Origin of the sequence: Arthrobacter agilis (assembly GCF_006494655.1) — a bacterium.
GTDB lineage: Bacteria > Actinomycetota > Actinomycetes > Actinomycetales > Micrococcaceae > Arthrobacter_D > Arthrobacter_D agilis.
The window spans coordinates 240,774-265,904 of record NZ_VHIM01000005.1 but is presented as its reverse complement, the minus strand read 5'-3'; the positions used below and the strand labels follow the sequence as shown (position 1 = coordinate 265,904).

At 70.6% G+C, this 25,131-nt stretch carries 28 protein-coding genes; 6 read left to right on the top strand and 22 right to left on the bottom strand.

Annotated features, from left to right (window positions below; all coding sequences use genetic code 11):
- Positions 1 to 71 precede the first annotated feature (71 nt).
- From FJV46_RS15230 to FJV46_RS09915, 19 genes are all read right to left on the bottom strand, one after another.
- The gene (locus FJV46_RS15230; RefSeq protein WP_087027960.1) at positions 72 to 1,049 is read right to left on the bottom strand and encodes an OmpA/MotB family protein; all 978 of its coding nucleotides are present in this window, start codon (positions 1,047 to 1,049) and stop codon (positions 72 to 74) included.
- Positions 1,046 to 1,885: a motility protein A gene (locus FJV46_RS10005; protein ID WP_087027958.1), complete on the bottom strand. Its 840-nt coding sequence runs from the start codon at positions 1,883 to 1,885 to the stop codon at positions 1,046 to 1,048. Before FJV46_RS10005 ends, FJV46_RS15230 begins: the two co-directional genes overlap by 4 nt.
- Positions 1,885 to 2,223 carry a flagellar FlbD family protein gene (locus tag FJV46_RS10000; protein WP_087027956.1) on the bottom strand — a complete coding sequence of 113 codons (339 nt, stop codon included), beginning with the start codon at positions 2,221 to 2,223 and terminating at the stop codon, positions 1,885 to 1,887. The genes FJV46_RS10005 and FJV46_RS10000 overlap by 1 nt, the downstream gene beginning before the upstream one ends.
- A 124-nt stretch (positions 2,224 to 2,347) precedes the next feature.
- A complete protein-coding gene (locus FJV46_RS09995) occupies positions 2,348 to 3,193 on the bottom strand; it encodes a flagellar hook-basal body complex protein (protein ID WP_087027954.1) in 846 nt (281 codons plus the stop codon).
- A gap of 73 nt (positions 3,194 to 3,266) precedes the next feature.
- Positions 3,267 to 3,698, bottom strand: a complete 432-nt coding sequence (locus FJV46_RS09990; RefSeq protein ID WP_087027952.1) for a flagellar hook assembly protein FlgD — start codon at positions 3,696 to 3,698, stop codon at positions 3,267 to 3,269.
- A gap of 15 nt (positions 3,699 to 3,713) precedes the next feature.
- On the bottom strand, positions 3,714 to 4,142 hold the full coding sequence (locus tag FJV46_RS09985) for a flagellar hook-length control protein FliK (protein ID WP_087027950.1): 429 nt from the start codon (positions 4,140 to 4,142) through the stop codon (positions 3,714 to 3,716).
- A gap of 1,183 nt (positions 4,143 to 5,325) precedes the next feature.
- Positions 5,326 to 6,096 (bottom strand): C40 family peptidase, encoded by a 771-nt coding sequence (locus tag FJV46_RS09975; RefSeq protein WP_087027948.1) that lies wholly within the window; start codon positions 6,094 to 6,096, stop codon positions 5,326 to 5,328.
- Positions 6,093 to 6,527, bottom strand: a complete 435-nt coding sequence (locus tag FJV46_RS09970) for a flagellar FliJ family protein (protein ID WP_087027946.1) — start codon at positions 6,525 to 6,527, stop codon at positions 6,093 to 6,095. The genes FJV46_RS09975 and FJV46_RS09970 overlap by 4 nt, the downstream gene beginning before the upstream one ends.
- The gene (locus FJV46_RS09965) at positions 6,527 to 7,843 is read right to left on the bottom strand and encodes a FliI/YscN family ATPase (RefSeq protein ID WP_087027944.1); all 1,317 of its coding nucleotides are present in this window, start codon (positions 7,841 to 7,843) and stop codon (positions 6,527 to 6,529) included. Before FJV46_RS09965 ends, FJV46_RS09970 begins: the two co-directional genes overlap by 1 nt.
- Entirely contained in the window at positions 7,840 to 8,445 is a 606-nt protein-coding gene (locus FJV46_RS09960; RefSeq protein ID WP_087027942.1) for a FliH/SctL family protein, read from the bottom strand. Before FJV46_RS09960 ends, FJV46_RS09965 begins: the two co-directional genes overlap by 4 nt.
- A complete protein-coding gene (gene fliG, locus FJV46_RS09955; RefSeq protein ID WP_370684668.1) occupies positions 8,435 to 9,448 on the bottom strand; it encodes a flagellar motor switch protein FliG in 1,014 nt (337 codons plus the stop codon). Before fliG ends, FJV46_RS09960 begins: the two co-directional genes overlap by 11 nt.
- Positions 9,445 to 11,085 (bottom strand): flagellar basal-body MS-ring/collar protein FliF, encoded by a 1,641-nt coding sequence (gene fliF / locus FJV46_RS09950; RefSeq protein WP_087027940.1) that lies wholly within the window; start codon positions 11,083 to 11,085, stop codon positions 9,445 to 9,447. Before fliF ends, fliG begins: the two co-directional genes overlap by 4 nt.
- Positions 11,085 to 11,396, bottom strand: coding sequence for a flagellar hook-basal body complex protein FliE (fliE, locus tag FJV46_RS09945; protein ID WP_232008570.1), 312 nt, complete (start codon positions 11,394 to 11,396; stop codon positions 11,085 to 11,087). The genes fliF and fliE overlap by 1 nt, the downstream gene beginning before the upstream one ends.
- Positions 11,396 to 11,788: a flagellar basal body rod protein FlgC gene (locus FJV46_RS09940; RefSeq protein ID WP_087027938.1), complete on the bottom strand. Its 393-nt coding sequence runs from the start codon at positions 11,786 to 11,788 to the stop codon at positions 11,396 to 11,398. The genes fliE and FJV46_RS09940 overlap by 1 nt, the downstream gene beginning before the upstream one ends.
- Positions 11,788 to 12,129: a flagellar basal body rod protein FlgB gene (locus FJV46_RS09935; protein WP_087027937.1), complete on the bottom strand. Its 342-nt coding sequence runs from the start codon at positions 12,127 to 12,129 to the stop codon at positions 11,788 to 11,790. Before FJV46_RS09935 ends, FJV46_RS09940 begins: the two co-directional genes overlap by 1 nt.
- 124 nt (positions 12,130 to 12,253) lie before the next feature.
- A complete protein-coding gene (locus FJV46_RS09930) occupies positions 12,254 to 12,577 on the bottom strand; it encodes a hypothetical protein (protein WP_104150508.1) in 324 nt (107 codons plus the stop codon).
- Positions 12,578 to 12,599: 22 nt separating this feature from the next.
- Positions 12,600 to 13,058, bottom strand: coding sequence for a flagellar export chaperone FliS (gene fliS / locus FJV46_RS09925; protein WP_087027933.1), 459 nt, complete (start codon positions 13,056 to 13,058; stop codon positions 12,600 to 12,602).
- Entirely contained in the window at positions 13,058 to 14,431 is a 1,374-nt protein-coding gene (gene fliD, locus FJV46_RS09920; protein WP_087027931.1) for a flagellar filament capping protein FliD, read from the bottom strand. The genes fliS and fliD overlap by 1 nt, the downstream gene beginning before the upstream one ends.
- Positions 14,432 to 14,559: 128 nt before the next feature.
- Positions 14,560 to 15,414, bottom strand: coding sequence for a flagellin N-terminal helical domain-containing protein (locus FJV46_RS09915; protein WP_087027930.1), 855 nt, complete (start codon positions 15,412 to 15,414; stop codon positions 14,560 to 14,562).
- Between the two features lie 263 nt (positions 15,415 to 15,677).
- Here FJV46_RS09915 and FJV46_RS09910 point away from each other — a divergent pair, with 263 nt between their 5' ends.
- From FJV46_RS09910 to FJV46_RS09890, 5 genes are all read left to right on the top strand, one after another.
- Complete coding sequence (locus tag FJV46_RS09910) at positions 15,678 to 17,930, top strand: putative bifunctional diguanylate cyclase/phosphodiesterase (protein ID WP_126130551.1); 2,253 nt, start codon at positions 15,678 to 15,680, stop codon at positions 17,928 to 17,930.
- Positions 17,931 to 18,045: 115 nt separating this feature from the next.
- Positions 18,046 to 18,531 (top strand): flagellar protein FlgN, encoded by a 486-nt coding sequence (locus FJV46_RS09905; protein ID WP_087027927.1) that lies wholly within the window; start codon positions 18,046 to 18,048, stop codon positions 18,529 to 18,531.
- Between the two features lie 7 nt (positions 18,532 to 18,538).
- On the top strand, positions 18,539 to 19,924 hold the full coding sequence (gene flgK / locus FJV46_RS09900; protein ID WP_087027925.1) for a flagellar hook-associated protein FlgK: 1,386 nt from the start codon (positions 18,539 to 18,541) through the stop codon (positions 19,922 to 19,924).
- A 10-nt stretch (positions 19,925 to 19,934) separates the two neighbouring features.
- Positions 19,935 to 20,810, top strand: a complete 876-nt coding sequence (flgL, locus tag FJV46_RS09895) for a flagellar hook-associated protein FlgL (RefSeq protein WP_087027923.1) — start codon at positions 19,935 to 19,937, stop codon at positions 20,808 to 20,810.
- 11 nt (positions 20,811 to 20,821) lie between these two features.
- Positions 20,822 to 21,178 carry a flagellar assembly protein FliW gene (locus tag FJV46_RS09890; protein ID WP_158250119.1) on the top strand — a complete coding sequence of 119 codons (357 nt, stop codon included), beginning with the start codon at positions 20,822 to 20,824 and terminating at the stop codon, positions 21,176 to 21,178.
- Between the two features lie 131 nt (positions 21,179 to 21,309).
- Here the strand turns inward: FJV46_RS09890 and FJV46_RS09885 are convergent, their stop codons facing one another.
- Positions 21,310 to 22,149, bottom strand: coding sequence for an aldo/keto reductase (locus FJV46_RS09885; protein WP_087027919.1), 840 nt, complete (start codon positions 22,147 to 22,149; stop codon positions 21,310 to 21,312).
- Between the two features lie 109 nt (positions 22,150 to 22,258).
- On the opposite strand from FJV46_RS09885, the gene FJV46_RS09880 reads away from it, so the two are divergent.
- Complete coding sequence (locus FJV46_RS09880; protein WP_087027917.1) at positions 22,259 to 23,965, top strand: hypothetical protein; 1,707 nt, start codon at positions 22,259 to 22,261, stop codon at positions 23,963 to 23,965.
- A gap of 30 nt (positions 23,966 to 23,995) precedes the next feature.
- On the opposite strand, the gene FJV46_RS09875 is transcribed toward FJV46_RS09880, so the two are convergent.
- The gene (locus tag FJV46_RS09875) at positions 23,996 to 24,451 is read right to left on the bottom strand and encodes a hypothetical protein (RefSeq protein WP_087027915.1); all 456 of its coding nucleotides are present in this window, start codon (positions 24,449 to 24,451) and stop codon (positions 23,996 to 23,998) included.
- A 5-nt stretch (positions 24,452 to 24,456) separates the two neighbouring features.
- Positions 24,457 to 25,068: a bacterial proteasome activator family protein gene (locus tag FJV46_RS09870; protein WP_087027913.1), complete on the bottom strand. Its 612-nt coding sequence runs from the start codon at positions 25,066 to 25,068 to the stop codon at positions 24,457 to 24,459.
- Positions 25,069 to 25,131: the final 63 nt, after the last annotated feature.

Below are 25,131 nucleotides of genomic sequence, written 5' to 3'. Positions count from 1 at the left end.
GTTGTTCCTGGACCGTCACATCAGCAACTATCGGACGCCGCTGCGTGGACGTTAGCGAACCTGGGGAACGGTTACTTCCCGCCGGCGATCTCGGGGATCAGGGCACGTACGCTCTCGGGTTCACCCGAGTGCACCACGATGTCCACGCGGCGGTTCAGCTCGAGCTCGGACTCGCTCGTCCCGGCCGCGAGGGGCCGCGACTCCCCGTACCCGACGGCCGAGAGCCTCGGCGCGGGAACCCCCCCGGTGTCGATGAGATTCCGGACCACGTTCACCGCGCGTGCTGTCGAGAGCTCCCAGTCGAGTGGCCGCGGCACGCTCTCCGGCAGGCGGGCGGTGTTGCCCTCGACGTCCACCTCGTTGGGGATCGACGCCAGGATGGGCCCCACGCTCTCCAGGACGCGGAGCGTCTGGTCGGTGAGCTGCGCGCTGTCGGGAAGGAAGAAGGTCTCCGAGCTGACGAGCCGGATGGTCAGGCCCCGCTCGTCGATGACGTAGCGGACGGTCTCCTGGAGGTCGCGCTCGCGCAGTCCGGCGTCGATCCTCTCCTGCAGCGCGCGCAGGTTCTCGACCTCCGCGAGCGCCCGCTCGCGGTCCGTGGTCGGCTCCGCGGCATCTCCGCCTGCGGAGGGAGAGGGCGACGGCGTGGGCGCGGTGGTCTCCGCGGCACCGCCCGCGGACGGCTCGGGCGACGGCGACGGCGCTTCGACGTCGGCGGTACCGGGCTGGTCCTTCTCCGTCTCGGGAGCGGTGTCAGCCACCGCCGCGCCTCCGGTGAAGGACTCGCCGTCGGCGTTGGCGAACTCCGCCGGGACCACCGTGCCCTCGGCGGTGTCGACGGTCGCCGTCTCGACCGCACCGAAACCCGTGGCGAGCGAGGCCCGCAACTGCTCGAACTTCTGCTGGTCCACCGACGACATCGCGTACAGGACGATGAACATGCACATCAGCACGGTGACCATGTCCATGTAGGAGGCCATCCAGCGCTCGTCCGGGTGGTCGTCGCCGTGCTCCTCGCCGCGCTTCCTGCGGTGCGGGCGTCGGCTCACGCGGCTGCCTTGCCCTGCGCGGTGATGGTCTCACCCGAGCCCTTGGCGCCCTTCGCCCCGTCCTTGCCGCCCTTGCCGGGCTTGCCCTGCTCGTGCTGCGGGACCATGGCCTTCAGCCGCTCACCGAGCAGGCGTGGCTGGCTACCGGCCTGGACCGCGAGGACCCCCTCCATGAGTAGCGTCATGCGTGCGGTCTCCATCTCGCCGAGCCGCTTGATGCGCGTGCCGATGGGCAGCCAGAGGAAGTTGGCCGACAGCAGCCCCCAGAGCGTCGCGACGAAGGCCGCGGCGATCATGGGACCGAGCTTGTCGGGACTGGAGAGGTTCTCGAGCACGTGGGTCAGCGACACCACGGTCCCGATGATGCCGACGGTCGGCGCGTAGCCGCCGAGACTCGCGAAGAACTTCGAGGCCGTGCGGTTCGTCTGGGACGCCGAATCGATCTCGTCCTCGAGCATCTCGCGCAGTTCCTCGCCGTCGGTACCGTCGGCGATGTTCTGCAGGGCACCGCGGAGGAACGGGTCCTTGACGGTGTTGGCTTCCTCCTCGAGGGCGAGCAGCCCCTCGCTGCGGGCCTTCTCGGCAATGACCACGACGCTGTCGATGGTGTCCTGCGGCGGCACGGTCTTGCCCTTCATCGCCGCCGGGACGGCCTTCACCGCCACCAGGAAGTCCTTCAGCGTGCCTCCGGCGATCCCGATGGCGAGCGTGGCGCCGAACACGAGGATCATGGGCGCCGGCAGCAGGAGCGCCTCGACGCTCGCGTGTTCCAGGGTGATCATGGCGTACAGCGCACCGAAGGCGATGAGAATGCCGACGATTGTTGCGGGATCCATTACGTGGTCCTTGGTCGGAGCGGGACGGGTGGGTCGGGGACATGCACATGGGCAGCCCCGCCGCCGCTGGTCGGATCGGCGTCGCGGACGAGACCCAGCGGGCGCGGCGTCCCCGGCTCCGTCGGGTCGACGGCCGGGGTCTGGACGAAGCGCGCGAGGGAGATGATGCGTGCCCGGTACGCGGCGATGAGGTCGATCACCTCGCCGAGCGATTCCGTCACGATGTACTTGGCGCCGTCCACCATCACCAGGGTCGTGTCGGGGCTTTCGTGGATGCGCTCGATGAGGTCGGGGTTCACCGCGAACTGGGTCGCGTTGAGCCTGGTGACGACGATCATCGGACATCCTGGAGTCGGGACACCCCGGCGGGGTCTCTGTCCCTCACTGTCGGCACCTGTGGGCCGTTCGTAAGCGTTGCGCCGGACCCCACGGTGGTCCTCGTGTGGGGTCCGGCGCACGTCACTAGCGCTTCAGGTTCGCGAGCTCCTGCAGCACCTCGTCCGACGTCGTGATGATGCGGGCGTTCGCCTGGAAGCCGCGCTGGGCGACGATCAGGTTCGTGAACTCCTGCGAGAGGTCGACGTTCGACATCTCGAGAAACCCAGCGTCGACCGTGCCGAGGCCGTCGGCACCGGGTGCACCGATTCCCGCGGCACCCGAGTTCGCCGTCGCCCGGTAGGACGAGCCGCCGGCCTTCTCGAGCCCTGCCGGATTGACGAAGCCCGCCAACGCGATCTGGCCGAGCGGCTGTCGGGTACCGTCGCTGAAAGCGCCCATCAGGGTGCCATCGGCGCCGAGGGTGAACGACTCGAGCGTGCCGTTGGCGGTGGCTTCGCCCAGCCTCGGCATCTGCAGGTCGCCGATCGCGCCCTGCTGGATCACACCGCCGACGGCAGGCCGGCCCTGGACGATCGAGCCGTCGGGCGTGACGAGCCGGCCCTGGGCGTCGGGTGTGAAAGCTCCGGACCGCGTGTAGAGGGTCTCGGTACCCGAACGGGTGACGAACAGTCCGTCGCCGTTGATCATCATGTCCGTCGCACGGCCCGTGGCCTGCGCGGAGCCCTGTGAGAAGTTCGTGACGATCCCTGCGACCTGCACGCCGAGGCCCACCTGTGCGGGGTTGGTGCCGCCGAGGGCTTCCTGCGGCGCGCCGGCACCCTGTGTCAGCTGGGAGAGCGTGTCCTGGAACTGCGTGGCGGATGCCTTGAAGCCCGTGGTGTTGACGTTGGCGATGTTGTTGCCGGTGACATCGAGCATGGTCTGGTGGGAGCGGAGCCCTGAGATACCGGAGTAGAGCGAGCGAAGCATGGTGGTGCCTTTCGGTGCGGGAGGGACGAGCGGGAGACGAGCGGGATAAAGGGTGGGAGGTGAGGTACCGGGGTCAGCTGATCGGGGAAGGCACGGCGCCCACACCGGAGACGAGGTCGAGGGCGATGCTCTTGCCGTCGATCGTGACGGTGGGCACGGGACCGCTGTAGGAGACGGCCGTCGCGAGGCCGCGGGCAGCAGTGCCGTCCGTCCCGGTGTAGGAGACCTCGTTGCCGATCAGCGCGGCCGCTGAGGAGCGCATCTGGAGGTGGAAGTTCTCCTCGCTGAGACCGGTCATCTGCGTGATCTTCTCCATCATGGCCAGCTGCGTGGTCTGGGAGATCATCTGGTTGGTGTCCATCGGCGCGCTCGGATCCTGGTTACGGAGCTGGCTGACGAGCAGGGACATGAACACCTCGGAGTCCATGGCCTGCTTCTTGGCGTTGGCGCCGGCGGCGGGTGTGGTGGGGGCGAAGGTCGCGGAGGCGACCGGATCGATGGGCATGGCTGTCCTTCCGGATCAGGCGAAGAGGTCGAGGGTCGAGGTGGCCGACGGCGGGCGGGGTGTCCACGGTGCGGCTGGTGCGGCGGAACGCCGGGGACCGGGTGGCTCGTCGAGAGCCTCGGGCCGGGGTTGCCGGCCGCTCCCGGGCTGCGCCGCGGCGTCGCGCTCGCCGGGAGTGCCTGTGCCGAGATCGAGCGATGCGGACAGACCTGCCGACGATGCCTCCCGGCGCAGATCGGGCAGCGCCAGCTTCAGTGCTTCGCGGCCGCCGTCCGTGGTGGAGAAGAACTCCAGCCGCGTCCCGTCCGCGGACATGCTGGCCCGGATGGTGATGGGTCCGAGATGGTCGGGCGCGACCGTGACCGTGATAGTACTCGTCCCGCCAGCGGATTCCGCCGCGGTCCGCGCGAGGGCGAACGCCGGCGCGCCGAGCTGCTGGGGCATCGGCGCGGGCACCGGGCGGGCCGGCGCCGGGACGTCGGCCGCGGCGGCCTGATTGGTCGGGCTGGTCGAGCTGGTCGGGCTGGTCGGGCTGGTCGGGCTGGTCGGATGTGCAGTATGCGTCGGGTGGGCGGGAACGGCCGCGTCGGTGTCCAGCTCGGGCGACGGCGTCGCCTCCCCCGGCGTCGTCCGCTCCGTGCGCTCGCCCTGCCGGCACCGCCCGCGAGTGCGACGAGAGACGCCGGCAGCTGGGCAGCACCGTCGGACGCAGGACCGGCGGCACCGGCGGCACCGGCGGCACCGGCGGCACCGGCGGCACCGGCGGCACCGGCGGCACCGGCGATGCTGCTCACGCCCGCTCCCCCGGAACCGACCGCGGCACCCACGGAGTCGGTCGCGGTGTCGGTCGGGGCGGTCGGGGCGGTCGGGGCGGAGCCGGTCATCGCCTGGACGGAAGCGACTGATACTGCCGCTGTCCCCGCGGCTGCGGGTGCAGCGATGGGTGTCTCTTCGGCCTGGGTCGCAGCAGGGGATGATTCCGCGGTCGGCTCCGCTCCGTGGTCGGCGGGGACGTCGTCGTGCCCTGCGCCGGCGGGTGCCTCCACGGGCCGTGCCGACGCTGCGGACGCTGTGCCTGTTGCGGATGCGGCGCTTACGGCGCTTGCGGTGGATGCTGTCACTGCTGCAGATGCTGCGATCGCTGACGGCCGCCCGGTGGACGTCGGCAGCGCCGTGTCCCCGGCCGAGTCGGCCGCGCTGGGTGAACCCGGTACCTCGGCGCCCGGCTGCGCCGTTCGGGTGGGAGGCGTCATCACGGGAAGCGGCGGCACACCGGCGTCCGCCTGCTGCCCGGGGAGGGCGGCCGTCCCGCTCGTTCCGAGCACCGGACCCGCGGCGGCATCGGTGTCGGCGGCGTCGGTGCCGGGTGACGAGAACGCACCGCCGGCGCGCGCAGTATCAGCGGGGGCTGAGGACGCAGTGGAGGTTGCGCCGGAGGAGGGAACGCCGGGCCGTGACGGCGCACTCCCGGTGGGACGTGCGCCCGGGTCTGCGGGGCGCTCCGCGTGCCGCCGGAACACCTCCCCGAAGGACGCCGTCGAGGGCGCACTGCGGGAGCCGGCCCCGGCGGGGGCCGTGCGGACCGTGTCGCGCGGCGCGAGGGCCGCCGTCGACACCAGGGCAGGACTCATCGGGCCATGCTCGCGAGGAAGGCTGCCTGAGCGGCATAGGCGTCATCGGCTGCCGGGGCCGCAGCGGCCGTCTCGGGCGGCAGGACGGAGGCTGCGCCCACCGGCGCGTCGGGCAGCACGCGGCGGATCGTGGTGATGTTCGCGTCGGTCTCCCACATGTCCCGCACCGCGACGGTCTGGCCCGGCTGCGGTGCGTCGATGGCCTTGCCGCCACCCAGGTACATGGAGACGTGGCCTCCGTCGTGGCTGAACAGCAGGTCGCCCGGCTGGGCCTCGGCGAGAGACGGTATCTGGACACCGGCGTTCATCTGGTCCCAGGTCACGCGCGGCAACTGGATGCCGATGTCCGCGTAGGCGCGCTGGACGAAGCCGGAGCAGTCGAGTCCCGTCGCCGGATCCGTCCCGCCCCAGACATAAGGCACGCCCTCGTAGGAGCGGGCGGCCTCGATGAGGCGCGCCGCATCACCCGATGCCGGGGCGGGCAGCGGTGCGGTCCCTGCCACCGGAGCGGCCGGGGCGGGTGCTGGCACGTCGGCGGGTGCCGGGACGACCTCCGCCAGCGCGTCGGCGAAGAGATCCGCCGGGGAGGCTGCGGGGGTCCCGGCGGTGCGGGATGCCTCCGCGGCTGCGGCCGTGCCGGTGGACGTCGCCGTCGTCCCGCTGCCGGCCGTTCCCGTGGCCGTCTGCTGTGCCCGGGCCGGTGCGGCGAGCATGGTGAGGGTCGACTGGATCTGCTGGACCCGGCCTACTGCGTCGGTGATGGTCATGTCCGGTCCTTTGCTGCGCTACGGGCCCAGCCCGTGGACGCGAGTTCGTCGAGGACGCGCTGCTCGGCGCCGAGCAGCGCTGTCGCCTCCGCGTCCTGGTGGCGGCCTTCGAGCTTCTCGAGGCCTACTGTCGCGGCACGTGCCGCCCGGTAGCGGTCCTGCGCGTGGCCCTGCTCGAGGGTGAGCTGGGACTCGAGCGCGTGCAGATCCGCGAGGGCGCTGCGTGCCGCGGCGCGCGCCGCAGCCACCGCGTACAGCGAGGCCGAACCGGCCGGGCTGATGTCGGTGCTGACGAGCGCGTCGCTCACGACGCCGACGCGGTCGCGCGAGGTGCGCAGCCGCTCGTTCGCTGCTGCGAGTGATCCCGCGGCCTCGTCCTCACGCAACTGCCTGAGGCGCAGGAGACCTGCGAGGGGGAACTGTCGTGCCATCAGGCGACTCCCATCGATCCGGTGAGGTGGGCGAGCCGGTTCCAGGCCTCGACGGACGGCGTCTGCTCGTCCATGCGCTGCTGCAGGAAGTCGTTGATCGCCGCTTCGTGGTCCAGTGCTGCGTCGACCAGCGGGTTGGTCCCGCGGTGGTAGGCGCCGACGTCGATCAGGTCCTGGGCCGCCTTGCGTGCGGCGAGCGCGCGGCGCAGCAGGGCAGCCGACCCGGCCTGCTCGCGCGTCGTCACGCGGGACGCGACCCGGGAGATCGAGGCGAGCGGATCGATGGACGGGAAGTGCCCTGCGACGGCGAGCTTGCGGTCGAGCACCACGTGGCCGTCGAGGATGGACCGGGCGGCGTCCGCCACGGGTTCGTTGTGGTCGTCGCCGTCCACGAGCACGGTGTACATGCCGGTCACCGAGCCCCGGGCACCCGTACCGGCGCGCTCGAGGAGCTGCGCGAGGAGCGAGAACGTGGACGGCGGGTAGCCCCGGGTCGCAGGGGGTTCCCCGACGCTGAGGCCGATCTCACGCTGCGCCATGGCGACCCGCGTCAGCGAGTCCATCATGAGCATGACGTCGGCCCCGCCGTCGCGGAACCCCTCGGCGATGCGCGTGGCCACGAACGCCGCGCGCAGGCGGAGGAGCGCGGGCTCGTCCGACGTCGAGACCACCACGATGGACCGGGCGAGGCCCTCGGGCCCGAGGTCGTCCTCGAGGAATTCGCGGACCTCGCGGCCGCGCTCCCCCACGAGGGCGATCACCGAGACGGCGGCGTCCGTGCCGCGGGCGATCATCGAGAGCAGGGAGGACTTCCCGACGCCGGAGCCCGCGAACAGGCCCATCCGCTGGCCGCGGCCCACGGCGGTCAGCGTGTCCAGCACACGGACACCGAGCTGCAGCGGTTCGGTGATGCGGGTGCGAGCCAGTGCCGGGGGCGGCGTGTTGTCGAGGGACACCCAGGCGACGTCCGTCAGCGGTCCGCGGCCGTCGATCGGCCGGCCGACGCCGTCGAGGACGCGGCCGAGCAGACCCGGGCCCATCGGTACGCGGAGGGCTGTGCCCTGGGCGCGGACGGGAGCTCCCGCCTGGATGCCGGAGAGGTGCGCGTAGGGCATGCACCGGAGGCCGGTCAGCGAGGCGGCGACCACCTCGGCATCCACGGGGGAGGTGTCGCCGATGGTCACGAGGTCGCCGATGGCACAGTCGAGTCCCGCGACGTCGACGCCGAGGCCGACGATGGAGGCGACCCGACCGACCCGCTGTGGCGCAGCGGCGGCGCGTGCGAGGTGCAGGGTCTCCTCGAGGGTCGGGCTCATGCGCCACCGCCGGCGGCGAGCGCCGTCCGGACCCGCGCCAGCGCGGAACCGAGACGGGCGTCGACGTGTCCGTCGGGGCACTCGGCCACGGCGTCGCCGCGGGCCAGGGAGGAGTCGGCCACGAGGTCGACACCGTCCGGGACGGTCACGGGCCCGAGCAGCGCCAGGTCGGCCGGGTGCAGCCGGACGGCGCGCACGTTCTCGCCGTCCGCCGCGCCGAGGGCCCGGGCGACGGCGGCACGCGCCGAGGCCGGTCCGTCCTCGAGGGCACGGCCGAGCAGTGCCTCCGCGATGTCGAGCGCGGCCTCGAGGATCCGATTCCGGGCGTTGTCCAGGACCGGCGCGGTCCGCGCCTCGAGGGCACGCGCAGCGGTGTCGAGCACCCTGAGGCGCTGGGCGAGCAAGGCGTCGGACTCCGCGCGGGCCGCGGCGTGCTCGGCCTCGAGCCGGGCGGCGTGCTGCGCGAGCTCGGCGCGGGCCAGCTCCAACCCGTCGGCGTAGCCCGCGGCGTGGCCCTGCGCGACGGCGGTCTCGTGCGCCGCGGATGCGGCGCCGCGACCGAGGCGCGGGAAGGCGATGGGCACGAGCGCGTCAGTCGACATACTCGTCCTCGCCCCCGCGCTGGATGGTGATGGTGCCCTGCGCCTCCAGATCGCGGATGGCACGCACCACCTCGGCACGGGCCTCCTCGACCTGCGACAGGCGGACGGACCCGACGGCCCGGAGCTCGTCGTCGAGGATCTCCCGGTTGCGCTCGGACACGTTCGCCCGGATGACGGTGACCACGGCCTCCGCAGCGCCCTTCATCGCGAGGGCGAGCACGGCCGAGTCGATGCCGCGCAGCACCTGCTGCACGTCACGGCGTTCCAGGTGGACGATGTCGGCGAAGGTGAGCATGCGGGCACGCACTTCCTCGGCGAGTGCCGGGTCGCGGTCCTCGAGGCCGTCGAGCAGCTCGCGCTCGGTGCTGATGTCGGCCCGGTTGATGATGTCCACGAGGGGCTGGATACCACCGATGGCGGTGATACCGCGGTGCGGTGCGGCGACGGCCCGGATCTTGATGGTGTCCGCGACGACGGACACCGCTTCCGGGGTGGCGGAGCCCATGGTCGCGATGCACTGGGCAACATCGGTGCGGCCCGCGGGATCCAGCGCGGCGAGCACCGTGGAGGCGCGCTCGGGCTTCAGGTGCGCGAGCACCAATGCGATGGTCTGCGGGAGCTCCCCCTCCAGCACGGTCTGGATCTGCCCGGGTTCCACGCTGTCCAGGAACTCGAAGGACTTCCCTGCCGCGGTCGAGGCGAGGCGTCCCACGACGCCCGCGGCGCGCTCGGCCCCGAAGGAGGACTCGAGGAGTCCGATTGCCACGTCCATGCCCCCGCGTGTCCGGCGTCGGCCGCTGGTGGTCAGCTCGTGGAACTCCGCGAGCGCTTCCTCGGCGGCCGCGGGCTCCACACGCCGCAGGCGCACGATCTCCGCGACGATCTCCTCGGCCTCGGCCTCGGACATCTGCTTGAGGACTTCCGCGGCGCGGCCCTGGTCGAGCTGCATGAGGACCATGGCCGCCTTCTGGGTGCCCGTCACCGTCTTCGCCAGGGCGCTCACACGCTCTGCCTGTCATCCATCATGCTGCGCAGGAACTCGGCCGTCTTCGCGGGATCCTGGGAAGCGAGGGCATCGATCTCCGCGCGCATCCGCTCCACCTCGTTCTCGGCCGCACCCGCCTGCAACGCCTGCTGCACGGCGGCGACGTCGATGGAGGTGGTGCTCGGCGACGGATCCGTGTCGCTGATGAGGGCGACGGCGGGATCGATGGCCGGGGTGCTCGGTGCCGGGATCGCGGGGTACACGCCCTGCAGCTCGCCGAGATCCAGCGGCTCGCGCCGCTGCCGGCGGGAGCGCCGGGCGTAGACGATCAGGGCGACGATGACGACGAACAGGACAGCGGCCACGATGGAGAGCATCCGGATGAGTTCGGCCCGCTGCAGTTCGGCCGCGGCGGCCTCCGCCTCGGCGAGCGCATCGGCAGCGGCGTTGGCGCCGTCGTTGTTGAACGGCAGTTCCTCCACGGTGACGATGTCACCGCGCGCCTCGTCGATCCCGGCGGCGCCGGAGACGAGCGCCGTCAGGGCGGCGACGTCCATGTTCGCCGTGGCCCCCCGGTTGACCGCGACGGACACGGTCTGGCGGTTGATGCCGCCCGCGGGGACGGTGGTGGACTCGGTGGTCTTGTTGACGGCGTTGTTCCGCGTGCTGGACTCGGAGTTGAAGGTGCCGTCGCCGTTCGTCTCGCCCTCGGGTACGGCGATGTTGTCCGGGCCGAGGATTCCTGCGTTGCCGCCCCCGGCACCCTCATAGGCCTCGGTGGTGGTGGACTCGTTCAGGGCGGGGGCGTCCTCCGGCGTCGTGAATGTCTCCTCGACGCGCTCCGCGCTCTCCCGCTTCATGTCCGCGGCAACGGCGACGGTCGCATTGCCGGCTCCGAGCACGCGGTCGAGCATCGTCTGCACGGACGCCTGGACGCGCTGCTCGTAGTCGGACGACTGCTGGTCCGCGCCGCCCACGGCTCCGACACCGACGGCGGAGAGTACCCGGCCCGTGGCGTCGATCACCGCGACGTCCGCGGCGTCCATGCGGTCGATCGAGGCCGAGGTCAGGTGGGTGATGGCCTGCACCTGGTCGCTGGAGAGGGTCTTCCCCGGGGTCGTCTGCACGAACACGGAGGCGGTCGGCTTGCCCTGCTCGGCCACGAACACCGTGTCCTCGGGGATGGCGAGGCGGACGGTGGCGGTCTTGACGCCGTCGATCGCGGAGACGGTCGCGGCCAACTCGCCCTCGAGGGCCCGCTTGTAGGTGGTGGACTGCTGGAACTCGGAGGAGGTCACCCCCATGTCGTCGAGCAGCGAGTACCCGCCGGTCGACGACGACGGCAGGCCGGCAGAGGCGGCCTTGATCCGCTGGTCATACACGCTGCCCTCCGGGACGAGGATGGTGCCGCCACCGTTCGTCAGTTCGTACGGCACGCCGTCCGTCTGCAGCTGGTCGACGATGGTGCTGGCATCCTCACCGCTCAGGCCCGAGAAGAGCGGGGTGAGCGAGGGCTTGGACAGCCACGAGGTGAGGGCGAAGGCGCCGAGCACCAGGACGGCGACGCCGATGATGGCGATGGTGCGCTGGGCGATGGTGAAGCTCTTGGCGGCATCGCCGAGGCGGGTCGCGGCGGTGGACAGTGGCGTGGGCATCAGGCCTGCATCCTCATGATCTCGTTGAAGGCGTCGACGCCCTTGTTGCGGACGGCGGCGACGAGCTCGAGCGTCACCTGGGCGCGCGTCGAGGCCAGTGTGGCGTTGTGGATGTCGGTCAGGTCACCCGTGACGGCCTGCACGGCGAGCCCGTTCGACGTCGACTGCAGCGACTGCACGTTGTCGACGGCCGAGGTGAGCGACGCGGCGAACCCCTGCCCGCCGGCGTCGGACGTTCGGTCGACGGACGGCAGGTAGGAGGAGGCGACGGGTTGGGTCGCCCCGATCGCGGGGATGGCGGGCATGGGCATCAGGAACGTCCGATCTGGAGAGCGGCCTCATAGGTGGCCTTGGCGCGGTCGACGACGGCTGCGTTGGCCTGGTAGCCGCGCTGCGCCATGATGAGCTGGCCCATCTGGGCGCTCATGTCGATGTCGGGGTAGCGGACGTAACCGTCCTCGTCCGCCAGGGGGTGGTCGGGTTCGTGGACCAGGCGGCCCTCGGCACTGCCGAACTCGGCGCCGGCGACATACGCGCCCTGGCCGTTCGAATCGGCTCGCGCCGTGATGTAGCGCTGCTGGAAGGCCGCACCATCCGTGGAGGTGACCGTGTTGGCGTTGGCCATGTTGTCGGCGACCGCATCGAGCCACTTGCGGTGCAGGGTGAGGCCGGTGCCGGAGATCCCGATGGCGTCGAAGGTCATCAGGAGGTCCTCAGGGCGGTGCGGATGCTGGTGAAGGGGCCCTCGACGGCACGGGCGGCGAACTGGAAGCGCAGCACCGTGTCGATGTTGGAGAGGGTCTCGGTGTCCAGGTTGACGTTGCTGCCGTTCAGCCGGGTGGGTTCGAGGGAGGTGTCCGTGGTGGCCTGCACGCTGCCGTCGCCCATCGACACCGAGCGGGCGAGGGCGTCCTCGAAGCTGACGCGCTGGGCGTGGAACCCGGGGGTGTTGACATTGGCGATGTTGTTCGCGGTGACGCGTTGGCGCAGGGCGAGCCCATCGAGGGCGCTTCGCATGGCGAGCGAGGACACGGAATCGAGCACGGCGGCAGAACCTCTTCTAGCAAGGCTGAGCGGCCGATCCATGGCCAGGAAGGTGAGCGATCCATGCTCACCGGCGACTATCGGACGCGGGGAGCCCGGCCGTTAGCTGCTGCGGGAAGAATTTTCAGCCCGTCACGTCGACGTAGACGGAGGACAGCGGCGGCGCGGTCGCGGCCTGCACGGTGCCCAGTGCGGAGCGGTGGCGACGCAGCATGCCGGCCTCTGCGGCGAGACCGGCGATCGCGGTGCGCTGGCGTTCACGGATGCCGCGGGCGCGCGCCACGAGGGCCGTGGGGATCGGGCCGTCCGTGCGTGGCGGCGTCCAGCTCCCCAGGGCCGCGGCCTGGTGCACGAGGGTCGAGGGGGTGAGCTCCCCCGCTTCTGCCTCGTCGACCGCAGCCTCGAGGGCGTCGAGCACGGAGCTCCACGCCATGAGGGCGGGGGTCACCGAGGAGTCGTGACGAGGTGGTTCAGCCGACACCGAGCACTCCCAGTGACCGCGGCGCGCCGGTCGCCGTGGCAGCCGCCATCGCGGGTGCGGCCGGCGCTCCCGTCCGGGCGGCCTCGTGCCACGCCAGGCGCAGCGGTTCCAGGATGTCCGCGCATTCGGCGGTCTTGGTGCGGTCCCGACCCACGTTCGCGCCCACCAGGGTCTGCCGCACGTAGGTGTAGATGGAAAGGAGCCCCGCGGCACCGTCCCAGACGTCCGTGCGCAGCGAGGACATGAGCTCCGCGACGATGTCCTGGGCGTGGAGCAGATTCTCGCTCGCCACCGCCCAGTCCGCGGACTCCTGCGCGGCGCCCGCCCGCGCGAGGTCCAGCAGCAGCCGGTCGTAGAGCATGGTGAGCAGGCCCGCCGGGGTCGCCGAGAGGACGGCGTCCTGCACGTACTGTGAGCGCTTGGCCTGATAGCCGTTCGGGTTCAGCATCAATTACTCCAGGATGGGATGTTCGAGAGTTGGGAGGACAGCCAGTCCCCCTGTGATTGGAGTTGTGAGAGTTGGACCTCGAGGGCGGAGTAGGTGCGCTCCAGCGTCGAGCGGCGCTTCTCCAGCCGTGTGTCCCACGCCGACGCCTGGTCGTTGAGGCTGCGGACCGCCGACTCCTGGCTCTGGATGCGGCGGGTGAGCTCGCCGTCATACTTGTCCGAGGCAACCTTGCCGGCCTCCGCGACGCGCGAGGAAAGCTGGGTGAGCGCGTCCTTCACGGTGTTCGGGTCCTTCGCGAGCGCGGCCGCGAACTTCTCGGCGTCGAACTCCACGGTCCCGGAGCGGGTCAGCGTGATACCGAATTCCGTCGTCGATCGACCATTGATCGGCGCCGTGGCTGCAGTGAGCATCGACTGGGTGACGCCGCGGACCGCACTGTCGCCCGTGAACTTGCCTGAGATCGGTGCTGCCCCGGCCGTGGCACCAGGCGCCACCTTGCTGTTCGTATCAACGAAGGACAAGACGCTCCGAAGAGCCTCCACGAGCTCCTTCGCCTTCGCGGTGGTGGCTTCGGCATCACGGGAGACCGTCACGGAGACCGGCTCGGTAGTGGTCTTGGCAACGATGACGGATACCCCGGGTAGGACATCGGTGAAGGTGTTCGAGGACGACGCCACGCTCTGCTCGGCCGCTGTGCCTCCCCAGAGGACGATCTCGGCATCCTGCGGGGTGCGGACCGTCGCCGCTCCGGGCTCGGAGAAGAGGTCGGTCGCAGTGCCGGCGGCCACATCGGCCGACGTTCCCCGGAAGACCGCGAAGGCGTGCTCGGCGCCGGTCTCCTGTGCGGTGAACTGAAGGCGGTACTGCTGGGCTCCGGCGGCGTCCGTCCCTGCACTGACCTTCGTGGCGGTGATACCGACTCCGGCCTTGTTCACGGAGGCGACGACGTCGTCGAGCGTTCCGGTGGTGGCGATCTCGGTGGTGGTGCCGTCCTTCGCCTGCACGGTGAGCGTCGAGGCCGCCGGCGAGAAGGATGTCATGGCGCCCGTGACGGAGGACTGCGACGAGGCGAGCTGCCTGACGGTGAAGTCGAGGGTCCCGGCGCCGGCCGACGGCGCCGCGGTGGCGGTGGCGGCGTCGGAGGTGCTGGCGACCGTGTAGAGGTCGAATGCCAAAGGCTTCGTGGTCTTGGTGGCGAGCTCGGTGAGGGAGTTCAACCGCGTGTTCAGCTGTTGCAGCGCGGTGACGAAGCCCTGCGTCGAAGCGGCCTTGGCCTTGAGAATCGTCTGGGGGCGGGCTTCCAGCTGCATGAGCTGGTTGATCATGTTCGTGGTGTCCAGCCCGCTGGCGATACCGTCGATCGAGAACGCCATGGTTTACCTCTCGGGCCGGGTGTACTGCGTGTTCATCAGGACTGTTGTGCGGCGAATGCACGGTGGCGGGACCTTTCGGTCCAGGATCAGTCCCGCCACCGTGCACCTTTCGCCTACATACTCACCGTCTAGCGGAGGAGCTGGAGGACACCCTGGTTCATCTGGTTGGCCTGCGAGAGCATCGCGGTACCGGCCTGCGAGAGGATGTTCGAGCGGGTGAAGTCCGCCATCTCCTTCGCCATGTCGGTGTCGGTGATGCGGGACTTGGCCGCCGAGAGGTTCTCCTGCGAGACGTTGATGCTGTTGATCGCGGACTCGACGCGGTTCTGCACGGCACCGAGGCTCGAACGAGCGGTCGAGACAGTCGTGATCGCGGTGTTGACGGTCGCGATCGAATCGGCCGCCGCGGTAGCGGAGGCGAAGCCGTCGGTGTCGATGATGGCAGTCTTCAGGCCGGCAGCCAGCGAGGAGATGTTGGCACCGGTCAGGTCGACCGTGATCTGGTTCGCCCCATCCTTGTTCGCCCCGACCTGGAAGGACATGACACCAGCCGTGCCGGCAGAGCCGTCAAGGAGCTTGGAGCCGTTGAAGTCGGTGACCTTGGACAGCCGGTCCAGCTCGTCGACCAGGGCTGTCGCCTCCTCCTTGATCGCGGTGCGTGAGTTCGCATCGTTGGAGTCGTTGCCCGCCTGGACCGAGAGGTCACGGACACGCTGGAGGATGCTGTGCACTTCGCTCAGCGCACCTTCAGCGGTCTGGACCACGCTGATGCCGTCCTGGGCGTTGCGGGCTGCAACTCCCAGGCCGCCGATCTGCGAGCGCAGGCCCTCGGAGATTGCCAGGCCGGCGGCGTCATCGGCTGCACGGTTGATGCGCAGGCCGCTGGACAGCTTCTCGAGGGACTTCGAGATGTCGTTCTGCGTGTTGGAGAGGTTGCGGTATGCGGTGTTGGCCGCGGTGTTGGTGTTGATCTGGAAACCCATGATGTATTCCTCCGTGAAAGGGCTGCGTGCACCGGCCCGTCCGTGGGCCAGTACCGAGAGCTATCGGTGGGGCAGCACGCGATGTAAGGGAATCGGAGAATCTTTTTTTCTTCTTCCACCAAGGGCACAGGTTGACGCAGCAGCATCACAGTTTTGCCTGTGGGTTGGACCGCGGCACCCCGTACCGGTCACCGGGCCTGCGCGGGAGGCATAGTCTCACTCGGTGATCAGGCTCCTGATCACAGGATGGAAGGAAGTATCCGGTGCGTGATGAAGCGCGTGGGATGACCGGGGAGAACCCGGTGCGGCCGGTGGTTCCACGGCGTGCGGTGATCGCGATGATGGCTCTCTCCGTGCTGTACCTGCTGGGACTGCTGCTCGGCGACCTGGTCCGGTTCGACGCCGTCGGCCCCTGGCTCGGCACCCTGGTGGAGCTGGCCGCCGTCGCCGTCTGCGCAACGGCGCTCCTGCGCACCGGACGTCAATGGCAGGTCCTGCTCGCCTCCGCCGCGGTGACCGTCTACACCGCCGGCGACGCCTACTACCTCATCGCGTTCACCGGGCAGCCGGCGCCTCCCGTCGTCTCGGGAGCGGATATCGCCTATCTCGCCTTCTACCCGCTGATGCTCGCTGCCCTCGCCGTGACCGTGCGGAAGCTGAAGGGTTCCACGTGGCCGTTGCTGCTGGACAGCGTGGTGGGGGCGCTGGCGGCGGCGTCGCTCATGGCCATGACCCTCGCACCGGTCCTACGGGCCGGGACAGCCGAGGGCACGACCTTCGACGTGGCGGTCGTCGTCAGCTACCCCCTGCTCGATCTCCTGCTCATCACGGCCGTCGGTGGCCTGCTGGCCTCCCGCGGGCTCGATCTCGGGCCGCGCTGGCCGCTGCTCGTCATCGGGCTGGTGCTCTTCGCGGCCGCGGACATCGCGTTCGCGCTCGGTACGCGGGCGGATCTCCCCGGTTCGATCACCGAGGCCGGCTGGATCCTGGGTGTCGCCGGTATCGCACTGTGGGTCGACAGCGTGGCGCGCGCCGGCGCGGCGTTCCGTCGTCGCGACCGCGGCCTGCCCGCTGCCACGCTCATGGTGTCCACGGCGTCCGCCGTCGCCGTCCTGCTCATCGGCTGCCAGGTGCCCGTTGCACCCCTCGCCCAGATCCTCGCTGCCCTCACGCTCCTGCTGGCCGCGGCGCCCCTCCTCTTCCGCAACCGCATGCTGGGAACGCTCGCGAGCACCGATGACCTGACCGGGCTGCCCAATCGCCGCGGATTCGCGACCGAGCTCCGGGGCCGCCTCGGCGGACGACGTTCCGGGGCCCTGTTCTTCTTGGACCTCGACCGCTTCAAGGACGTCAATGATGCGCTGGGCCACAGCGTGGGGGACGCCCTCCTCGTCCAGGTCGCCGAGCGGTTCGCCCGGCAGCTGACGTCGAACGATCTCCTGGCACGCTTCGGCGGCGACGAGTTCGCGGTGTTCCTCGAGGGAGGCTCCTCGGAGGACGCCCTGAAGGTGGCGCGGCGTCTGCAGGGCGCTCTCGCCGAACCGGTCCAGATCGACACGGCCTCCCTGAAGGCCGAAGTCAGCATCGGCATAGCCCTCACCCCGGAGAACGGCACCGACATCGATCTCCTGATGCGCAAGGCGGACATCGCCATGTTCCGGGCCAAGGCCGAGCGGAGCGGTCACCATCTCTACAGTTCGATGGACGACGACGGCGGCGCCCGCAAACTGAGGATGCTGCAGGAGCTCCGCACCGCGCTGGCCGAGGGACAGTTCGAACTGCACTATCAGCCCAAGGTGCAGCTCTCCGGCGATGCCGTGACGAGCGTCGAGGCCCTGATCAGGTGGAACCACCCCGTGCTCGGCCAGCTGCCGCCGACGTCGTTCCTGCCCCTGGCCGAGGAAGCCGGCCTGATGCCCGAGCTCTCGGCGATCGTGCTCGGGGCGGCAGCGGACCAGGCCTCGCACTGGCACACAGCGGGGCTGGGGATCAGCGTGGCGGTGAACCTCTCCGGCTCCCGGATCCAGCGCGGCCTGCCCCGACAGGTCCGCACGCTCCTCGAGGAGCGCAGCATCCCTGCGGGCTGTCTCATGCTCGAGATCACGGAGGACATGCTGATGGCCGATCCCGTCCACTCGGCGAAGATCCTCGCGCGGCTGCGCTCCGACGGCATCCAGGTCTCGATCGACGACTTCGGCACCGGGTACAGCTCCCTGGCCCATCTGCGTGATCTTCCCGCCGACGAGCTCAAACTGGACCGGTCGTTCATCTCCGCGATGCGCACCGATCGTCGGGCCACCGGCCTCGTGGGATCGATCATCGGCCTGGCGCACAGCCTCGACCTGCGCGTGGTCGCCGAAGGCGTGGACAACGAGGAGACCCTGCTGGAGCTCCGGACACTGGGGTGTGACCTCGCCCAGGGCTTCCACTTCGCCCGGCCGCTGCCCGCAGCAGAGGTTGCTCCCTGGATCACCAGGCACACGTCGGTGGCGGCGGGCGCAGCCCTCCTCGACTAGGGCTGCTGGTAGATTGTTCCCGACACGCCTGGTTCCCGTCCTTACATGGCACCGGGCCCTGCCGATAGTTCTTCCGGTTCCACCCGTCCGGTGGCACCGGAAAGGAGGTGGCACCGTGAGCGCCCAGGATCTCTCCGCCCTGCTCTGGCAGGAGCGTGAACTGCTCGAACTCCTCGCGTTCAAACTGGAGGAGGAACAACTCCTGCTCACCTCCGGCAAGACGCGGTGGCTCCATCACGCCACCCGCGAGGTCGAACAGGTTCTGCAGAAGCTGCGCGATACCGGTCTGGCGCGTGCCGTCCATGCCTCGGCGGTCGCCACCGAGTGGGGCATCGACGACGGCGCCTCCCTGCGGGAACTCACCGCCGCCGCCCCGGCGGGACCGTGGGGCGAGCTGCTCTCGGCGCATCTGCAGGCCATGACCGCCCTCGTCTCCCAGATCGCCGGCCTCCGGGACAGCAACCAGCAGTTCCTGAAGGCCGCGAGCCGCTCCACCCAGGAGACCCTCGCGGGAATCGGGACCGGCGCGGGAACCTACGCCTCCGACGGCGCCGCGTGGCACGGCACCGACCGACCGACCCTCCTCGACAAGGACCTGTAGCGCCACCATGAGCACTTTCAGCGGACTGAACACCGCCTACTCGGGCCTCGCCGCCGCGCGGGCCGGCCTGGACGTGACCGGGCAGAACATCGCCAACGCGACGACGCAGGGCTACACGCGGCAGCGTCTGGACACGACGGCCGCCGCGCCCCTCAGGCCGACGCTGTTCAGTGCCGGCACGCGGGCCGGGGAGGGTGTGCTCGCCCAGAACATCGCCCGGCTCGGCGACATGCACCTCGAAGCACGAGTCCGCACCACCGCCAGCGCCGCCGGATACACCGCCGTGCGCGCCCAGGCGTTCTCCGCTCTCGAGGACGGGCTGCGGGAGCCGGGAACCCTGGGCGTGTCAGCTTCCCTGCAGAGCTTCTGGGCCGGCTGGCAGGAACTCTCCAACCAGCCGGAGAAGGATGCACCCGCATCGGCCCTCCTCGCAGCAGCCGGTCAACTCACCGGGCGCATCGCCTCCGGCTACCGGGAGGTCGAGTCCCAGTGGGCGTCGGCCCGGTCCTCGGCCGCGGGTCTCGTCACGGAGGTCAACGACGCCGCAAGCCAGGTTGCCGACCTGAACCGGCAGATCCGCTCCGCCGTCGCCTCCGGCGCCTCCGCCAACGAGCTCGTGGACCGGCGCACCCTCCTCACGACAAATCTCGCCGGCCTGACCGGCGCCACCGTCCGCGACAACCCCGACGGAACAGCCGACGTCCTCCTCGCCGGCAACCCGCTGGTCGCGGGCACCACCGCCCAGGCGTTGCAGGTCACGGGGTCGGCGGGGCTCGGCGGCACCGAGCCGGTGCAGGTGGAGTGGACGCATCGCCCGGGAGCACCGGCCGGGGTGGAGAGCGGCGAACTCGCGGCGACGCTCTCGCTCCTGGCGCCCGCATCGGCCGGCGGCGCCCTTGCACAAGCCGCGGCCGGGTACGACACGTTCGCCGCCACACTAGCCGACCAGGTGAATGCCCTGCACACCGGTGCGGGCAAGGGCCCGTTCTTCGCCTTCGAGCCGGGCCGGGCCGCAGCGTCGCTCGCCGTCGTCCCGACCGGCCGTGAAGGCCTCGCCGCGGGCGACCCCACGGCAGGCGCCCTCGACGGCTCCGTCGCCGACGCCATCTCGCACCTCGGGACGGCCCGGAACTCCCCCGACGCCGTCTGGTCGGCTTTCGTCGCCGATCTCGGCTCCGCAGCCCGCGCAGAGCTGCAGGGCAACGCCCTCGCCGAGGTCTCCGCCACCGCGGCGCTGCAGCAGCACCTGGGAGCAACCTCGGTCAGCATGGACGAGGAACAGGTCAACCTGCTGGAGTACCAGCACGCCTATCAGGGCGCCGCGCGGGTGATGACGGCCGTCGACGAGATGCTCGACGTCCTCATCAACCGCATGGGAATCGTAGGACGCTAGGAAGGGCCAGATGATCACCCGCGTCACCAACCACACCATGATGCAGGGCGCGCAGCGCTCCCTGCAGGCCAACCTGGCGCGCCTCGCGGATCTCCAGGAGAAGGCCAGCAGCCAGAAGGCCATCAGCCGCCCGTCGGATGATCCGGCCGCCGCAGCCGACGCCCTCCGCGTCCGCGGCGAGATGCGCGCCAACGAGCAGTACGGCCGGAACATCGCCAACGGCGAAGGCTGGCTGGACCAGCTGGAGAACGCAATGACGACGTCGAAGCGGGCGCTCGATCGCGCGAACGACCTCACGCTGCAGGGCTCCAATTCGGTCCTGCCGCCTGCGGCCCGTGAGGCACTCGCGCTGGACATCGAGTCGCTGCGGAGCGAGCTCAAGGGCCAGGCGAATGCCACCTACGCGGGCCGGTTCCTCTTCGCGGGCAATGCCGATGCGTCCGCCGCCCTGCAGCCCGACCTGACCTTCGCAGCAGGCGGTACGGTGGAGCGCCGCATCGGTGCCGGCGAAACGGTCCGCGTGGACGCGGACGGCGCTGCGGTGTTCGGCAGCGGCAGCACCTCGGTCTTCGCCCTGCTGGACACGATCGCCGCCGATCTGCGGTCCGGCAAGGACGTGTCTGTGCACCTGGGACCCCTGCAGCAGCGGATCCAGGACCTCACCGCCCAGCACACCGAGATCGGCACGCGCCATGCCCGGCTCCTCGGCGCGAAGGACGCCGTCGCCGACGCATCGCTGGCCCTCGAAGGAGAACGCGCCACCGTGGAAGACATCGATCTCGCGTCCATCATCCTGGACCTCAAGGTGCAGGAGACCGCATACCAGAGTGCCCTGGCCGTGTCCGCCCGGGTCCTCCAGCCCTCGCTGGTGGACTTCCTCCGATGAGGGCCGCGTTCGTGACCCCTCCTCCGGGTCTGGCTCCCCTCGTCGAGTTCCGCTTCGAGCCGGTACCGGACGCGAACGGCCTGTTCACGCTCACGGCGGCCGACGAGCCCGGCGTACGCCTCTTCCTCCTCGACGCGGCCACCTACGTGCCCGAGTACAGTCCGCGGTTCTCCGCCGTCCAACGGGACGCGCTCGGGGCCGACGTACCGGAGGCGCACCTGTTCGTCGTCGCCAATCCGGGCCCCGACGGGACCACCGTCAACCTGGCCGCTCCGATCGTGCTGGACCCGGGGACGGGACGGTGCGCGCAACTGATCCTCGAGGGCCAGGACTATCCACTCCGGGCACCACTCGCCCCGGCTGCCTGAGCCCGGCCGTATGCACAGGAGGAGCCGCCCGGCACGTGCCGGGCGGCTCCTCCTGTTCTGCTTCCACCTGCAGCACTGCCCCTCAGGGACGCGCCCCACGGGGTGTCACCGGCGGGACTGCCGCGTCGCGGCTACGCGAAGTCGGACGTCGCGGGATCGGCGCCGATACGGCCCTCGGACCCCTTGTCGAGGCCGTTGATGGCCTCGATGTCCGCGTCCTCGAGCGTCACGCCGAGGGACTCCCAGTTCTCGATGATCCGCGACTCCGTGACGGACTTCGGAATGACCACGTTGCCGAGGGCCAGGTGCCAGGCGATGACGACCTGCGCCGGGGTGGCGCCGCGCTTCTGCGCGATGTCCTGCAGGACGGCGTCGTCCAGGAGTCCCTTGCCGGACCCGATCGGGGACCACGACTCGTGGAGGATTCCCTTGTCCGCCTCGAAGCGGCGAAGCTCGGCCTGGCTGAGGTAGGGGTGTGTCTCCACCTGGTTGATGACGGGGACCACTCCGGTGGCGTCGATGATCTCCTGCAGTGCCTCGACCGTGAAGTTGGAGACACCGATGCTCTTCACGCGGCCCTGCTTCTGCAGTTCCACGAAGGCCTTCCAGGTGTCCACGTATTTGCCCTGCTTGGGCTGCAGCCAGTGGATGAGGTACAGGTCGAGGTACTCGAGGCCGAGGCGCTCCATGGACTCGTCGAACGCCTTCAGGGTGCTCTCGTAGCCCTGGTCCGCGTTCCACAGCTTGGTGGTGATGAACATGTCCTCGCGGGCGACGCCGGACTTCGCGATGGCGCGTCCCACGCCTGCTTCGTTGCCGTAGATCATGGCCGTGTCGATGTGCCGGTAGCCTGCATCGAAGGCCTTGCCGACGACGTCCTCCGCCACGTTGTCCTCGACCTGCCACACTCCGTAGCCGAGCTGCGGGATCGTGTGGCCGTCATTGAACGTAAGATTTGGTGATGTAGTCATACAGGCGGGAACCAGCGATACAGCTCATTTATTTCTGTTCCCTCCGACAACTATCAGCCGTCGTTGTTTCTCACGGGCGAATCCGCGACGGCGGAGGTGGGACGGCGGCATGACGGAGGACGAAGCTCGCGCGGCTCTCCACGACGATGCCTACCGCTACGCCTACCGGCGCTCGCTCTCCGCACGGCTCGCTGCTGCTGCCGCCCTCGACGCCGTCGAAACGCTGGCGCCGGGTGATCAGGCGCAGGACGCACCCTCGACGACGAACGGCACCGGGACGACTCCGGCCGCGGACGGTGGTAACCTCCGCGTCCGCCTGCTCGCTGCGGCACGGGCGTCGGTCGAGGTGTTCCTGCCGCCGTCCCTCCCGCCGCGGACCGAGCGGCACCCCGCCCTGCAGTCCGCACTCGCGGCCCTCTCCCCGGAAGACCGGGAGTTCCTCCTCCTGCATCACTGGGACGGCCTGGGCAGGAACCTGGCAGCGCTCGCCTCCGGACAGGACCCGGCCCGCCTCGAGGTGATCGAGGCTCACCTGATCGGTGCACTGGCTGCGCCGGGCACGCTCCGGACGCCGGAGCGTGCCAGCGGACCGGGCCCGGACGGCGACCGCGAACCCAATTCGGACGGCGACAGCGAGCCGGGCTCGGACGGCGACCGGCCCGGGTACGAACCCGGCCCACCGTCGACGAGCCTGCACGCCATGCTCGCGGAGGCGGATCCGGCCCGACGCGTCACGGCCGACGATCTCGCGAGGAGCCGTCGAGCGCTCCTCCCCCGCGGCATCACTTCCCCCGAGGTCGCGCGGGGCCCGGGAGCCGCCACCCCACCCCTCCTGACGGTGAACGCGGCCGGGCAGGACCCTGGGCAGGATCCCGAGCCGGCCGGGCGGAGGCGCGGCGCGAAGGCCCAGGCCATCATCGGCGGTGTGGGGCTCGTCGTCGTCGCCGCCGCCCTGGCCGCGGTCTTCCACCCCGGGGCTCCCGCCGGCCCGTCGGGAGAGGTGGCCGGACTGTTCAGCCTCGCCGACGTGGTCGCGGTGGTGTCGACCACGTCGGTCGAGCCCACGCTGGTGCGTGGCAGGGTCAGGATCCACCAGCACGTGTCCGTGGTGCAGACCGTCAAGGGTGAGGAGCAGCAGAGCCCGCTCGCCATCGACGTGACCGGCCGCAGCACCCTCGAACGGCCGTACGGCCGGGACTTCTTCCCCAAGGACCAGATCGTGTTCCTCGTCCGGGGGGATCACGGAGCGCTGACCCCCATCGAGAGCGCCGGGGCCGTGCTCACCCTCGCCGACCGGCGAACACCAGCAGCAACAACGATCCCCGGGGATCCTGTGCCGCTTCCGGACGTGCTCCTGGATGCCATCGACGCCGTGCCCGACGACGAGCTCGCCGTCGCCACGAGCGGCGAGCCGCCCGGGTCGCTCGATCGACCCGAGGTCCTCGGTGTCCGGCCGACCGATGACCTCGGCATCCGGGACCCGTCGGAGGTCCGATCCGGGACCTTCCGCGGGGGCCGGGCAGGGGCCTTCGCCTGCCTGAGCTTCGAGTTCGAGGGACGCCGGGTCCTCCTCCGCTGGCCCCAGGGGTTCTCGGCCTACCTGCGCGAACACACCCTGACGTACCGGGACGGCAACGCCCCGGCCGGCGACCGGATCCTCACGGTCCTCAACGAACGGGGCTACCCCTACGTGGACGAGAACCGATCGGCGCCCTTCATCCTGGGCCGGCCCACCGGCGACCGCGGGATCTGCGAAGGCCGCGAGCTCGACGTCTGGGACATCGCCGTCGCCCCCGATTCCACCCTGCTGTTCTGAGCGGGGACGGACGTTCCTCCGGCGACAGCCCTACACGCCCTCGGGCATGGCGCGCTCCGCCTCCTCGACGTCGTCCGCCACGAGCTGGGCGCGGCGCCGCACGTTGTCCAGGCCCGAGGACGCGACACCCCAGCGCTCACCGTCCAGCCGGGCCATCGCCGCAGCCTCCGCCGTCGTTGCCAGCGTATTGCCGGCCCTCGAGAGGGCCCGGTGCACCTGCAGGAGCGCTCCCGGGATGTCCAGCCCCGTACTCGGCGACGAGGTCTGCGCGCGCACGCACACCTCGCGCACGCCCGGCAGCATCGCGCCGAGGTCGTTGGCGACGACCACCAGCTCGTTGTAGACGTCGTCGTCCTCGATCCCCTCGAGGATCTGGTGATACCGGTCCAGTCCGCGCCGGAAGCGATCGTGCGCCCGGCGCCAGACTCCCGTCCCCAGTTCGGCGTCGTCCTTCCGCCCCTGGCGGGCCGCCGCGAAGAATGCCACCCGCGCTACAGGTACTGGCCCGGCCCGTGGCTGTCCGCGGGGGCAGCCTGGGGCGGGCGGGGGGACGTCGTCGTGCGTCGTGGCTCGCCGTCCTCACCCACGACGACGCCGGGGGCCAGCACGGTGCCGGGCGGCAGCTGGCGGAGCTGGAGGCGCGCGGCCAGTTGCTGATTGGTCATCTGCTGCGCCGCGAGCGCGGTCTGGATCCCGTGGAAGAGCCCCTCGAGCCATCCGACGAGCTGGGCCTGCGCCACGCGCAGTTCCGCGTCCGTGGGCACGGATTCGTGATCGAAGGGCAGGTTGATGCGGTGCAGTTCCTCGACCAGCTCGGGAGCCAGCCCGTCCTCGAGTTCCTTCACCGACCGTTCGTGGATGGCGGCCAGGCGCGTGCGGCCGGCGTCGTCCAGCGGCGCGGAGCGCACCTCTTCGAGCAGTTGCTTCAGCATGGTGCCGATCCGCATCACCTTCGCGGGTTCGTCGACGAGTTCCGCGAGGGACGCCGTGCGCGGGTCCGGTGTCGCGGGCGAGGTGGGGAGCTCGGGCGTGCTGCTGGGGGACTGCTCCGGGCCTGGCCCCTGAGTGGGTTCGGAATCGGCGCCCGACTGCTGTTCCGTCATGACGCTATGCTCCCACAACGCATGCGGAGGACGCAGGTCGGTGACCCCTGGACACGACGAAGC

Coding starts and splice junctions, on each gene's coding strand:
- fliS (WP_087027933.1), bottom strand. CDS start 13,058: ATGCTGAACCCGAACGGCTATCAGGCCAAGCGCTCACAGTACGTGCAG.
- flgK (WP_087027925.1), top strand. CDS start 18,539: ATGAGCACTTTCAGCGGACTGAACACCGCCTACTCGGGCCTCGCCGCC.
- fliE (WP_232008570.1), bottom strand. CDS start 11,396: ATGCCCATGCCCGCCATCCCCGCGATCGGGGCGACCCAACCCGTCGCC.
- FJV46_RS09885 (WP_087027919.1), bottom strand. CDS start 22,149: ATGACTACATCACCAAATCTTACGTTCAATGACGGCCACACGATCCCG.
- FJV46_RS09995 (WP_087027954.1), bottom strand. CDS start 3,193: ATGCTTCGCTCGCTCTACTCCGGTATCTCAGGGCTCCGCTCCCACCAG.
- FJV46_RS09870 (WP_087027913.1), bottom strand. CDS start 25,068: ATGACGGAACAGCAGTCGGGCGCCGATTCCGAACCCACTCAGGGGCCA.
- FJV46_RS09990 (WP_087027952.1), bottom strand. CDS start 3,698: ATGCCCATCGATCCGGTCGCCTCCGCGACCTTCGCCCCCACCACACCC.
- flgL (WP_087027923.1), top strand. CDS start 19,935: ATGATCACCCGCGTCACCAACCACACCATGATGCAGGGCGCGCAGCGC.
- FJV46_RS09975 (WP_087027948.1), bottom strand. CDS start 6,096: ATGACCATCACCGACGCAGTAGGCCGGGTCCAGCAGATCCAGTCGACC.
- fliF (WP_087027940.1), bottom strand. CDS start 11,085: ATGCCCACGCCACTGTCCACCGCCGCGACCCGCCTCGGCGATGCCGCC.
- FJV46_RS09940 (WP_087027938.1), bottom strand. CDS start 11,788: ATGACCTTCGACGCCATCGGGATCTCCGGCACCGGCCTCACCCTGCAC.
- fliD (WP_087027931.1), bottom strand. CDS start 14,431: ATGGCGTTCTCGATCGACGGTATCGCCAGCGGGCTGGACACCACGAAC.
- FJV46_RS09880 (WP_087027917.1), top strand. CDS start 22,259: ATGACGGAGGACGAAGCTCGCGCGGCTCTCCACGACGATGCCTACCGC.
- FJV46_RS09970 (WP_087027946.1), bottom strand. CDS start 6,527: ATGGCACGACAGTTCCCCCTCGCAGGTCTCCTGCGCCTCAGGCAGTTG.
- FJV46_RS10005 (WP_087027958.1), bottom strand. CDS start 1,885: ATGGATCCCGCAACAATCGTCGGCATTCTCATCGCCTTCGGTGCGCTG.
- FJV46_RS10000 (WP_087027956.1), bottom strand. CDS start 2,223: ATGATCGTCGTCACCAGGCTCAACGCGACCCAGTTCGCGGTGAACCCC.
- FJV46_RS09915 (WP_087027930.1), bottom strand. CDS start 15,414: ATGGGTTTCCAGATCAACACCAACACCGCGGCCAACACCGCATACCGC.
- FJV46_RS09985 (WP_087027950.1), bottom strand. CDS start 4,142: ATGCCCCAGCAGCTCGGCGCGCCGGCGTTCGCCCTCGCGCGGACCGCG.
- FJV46_RS09960 (WP_087027942.1), bottom strand. CDS start 8,445: ATGTCGACTGACGCGCTCGTGCCCATCGCCTTCCCGCGCCTCGGTCGC.
- FJV46_RS09965 (WP_087027944.1), bottom strand. CDS start 7,843: ATGAGCCCGACCCTCGAGGAGACCCTGCACCTCGCACGCGCCGCCGCT.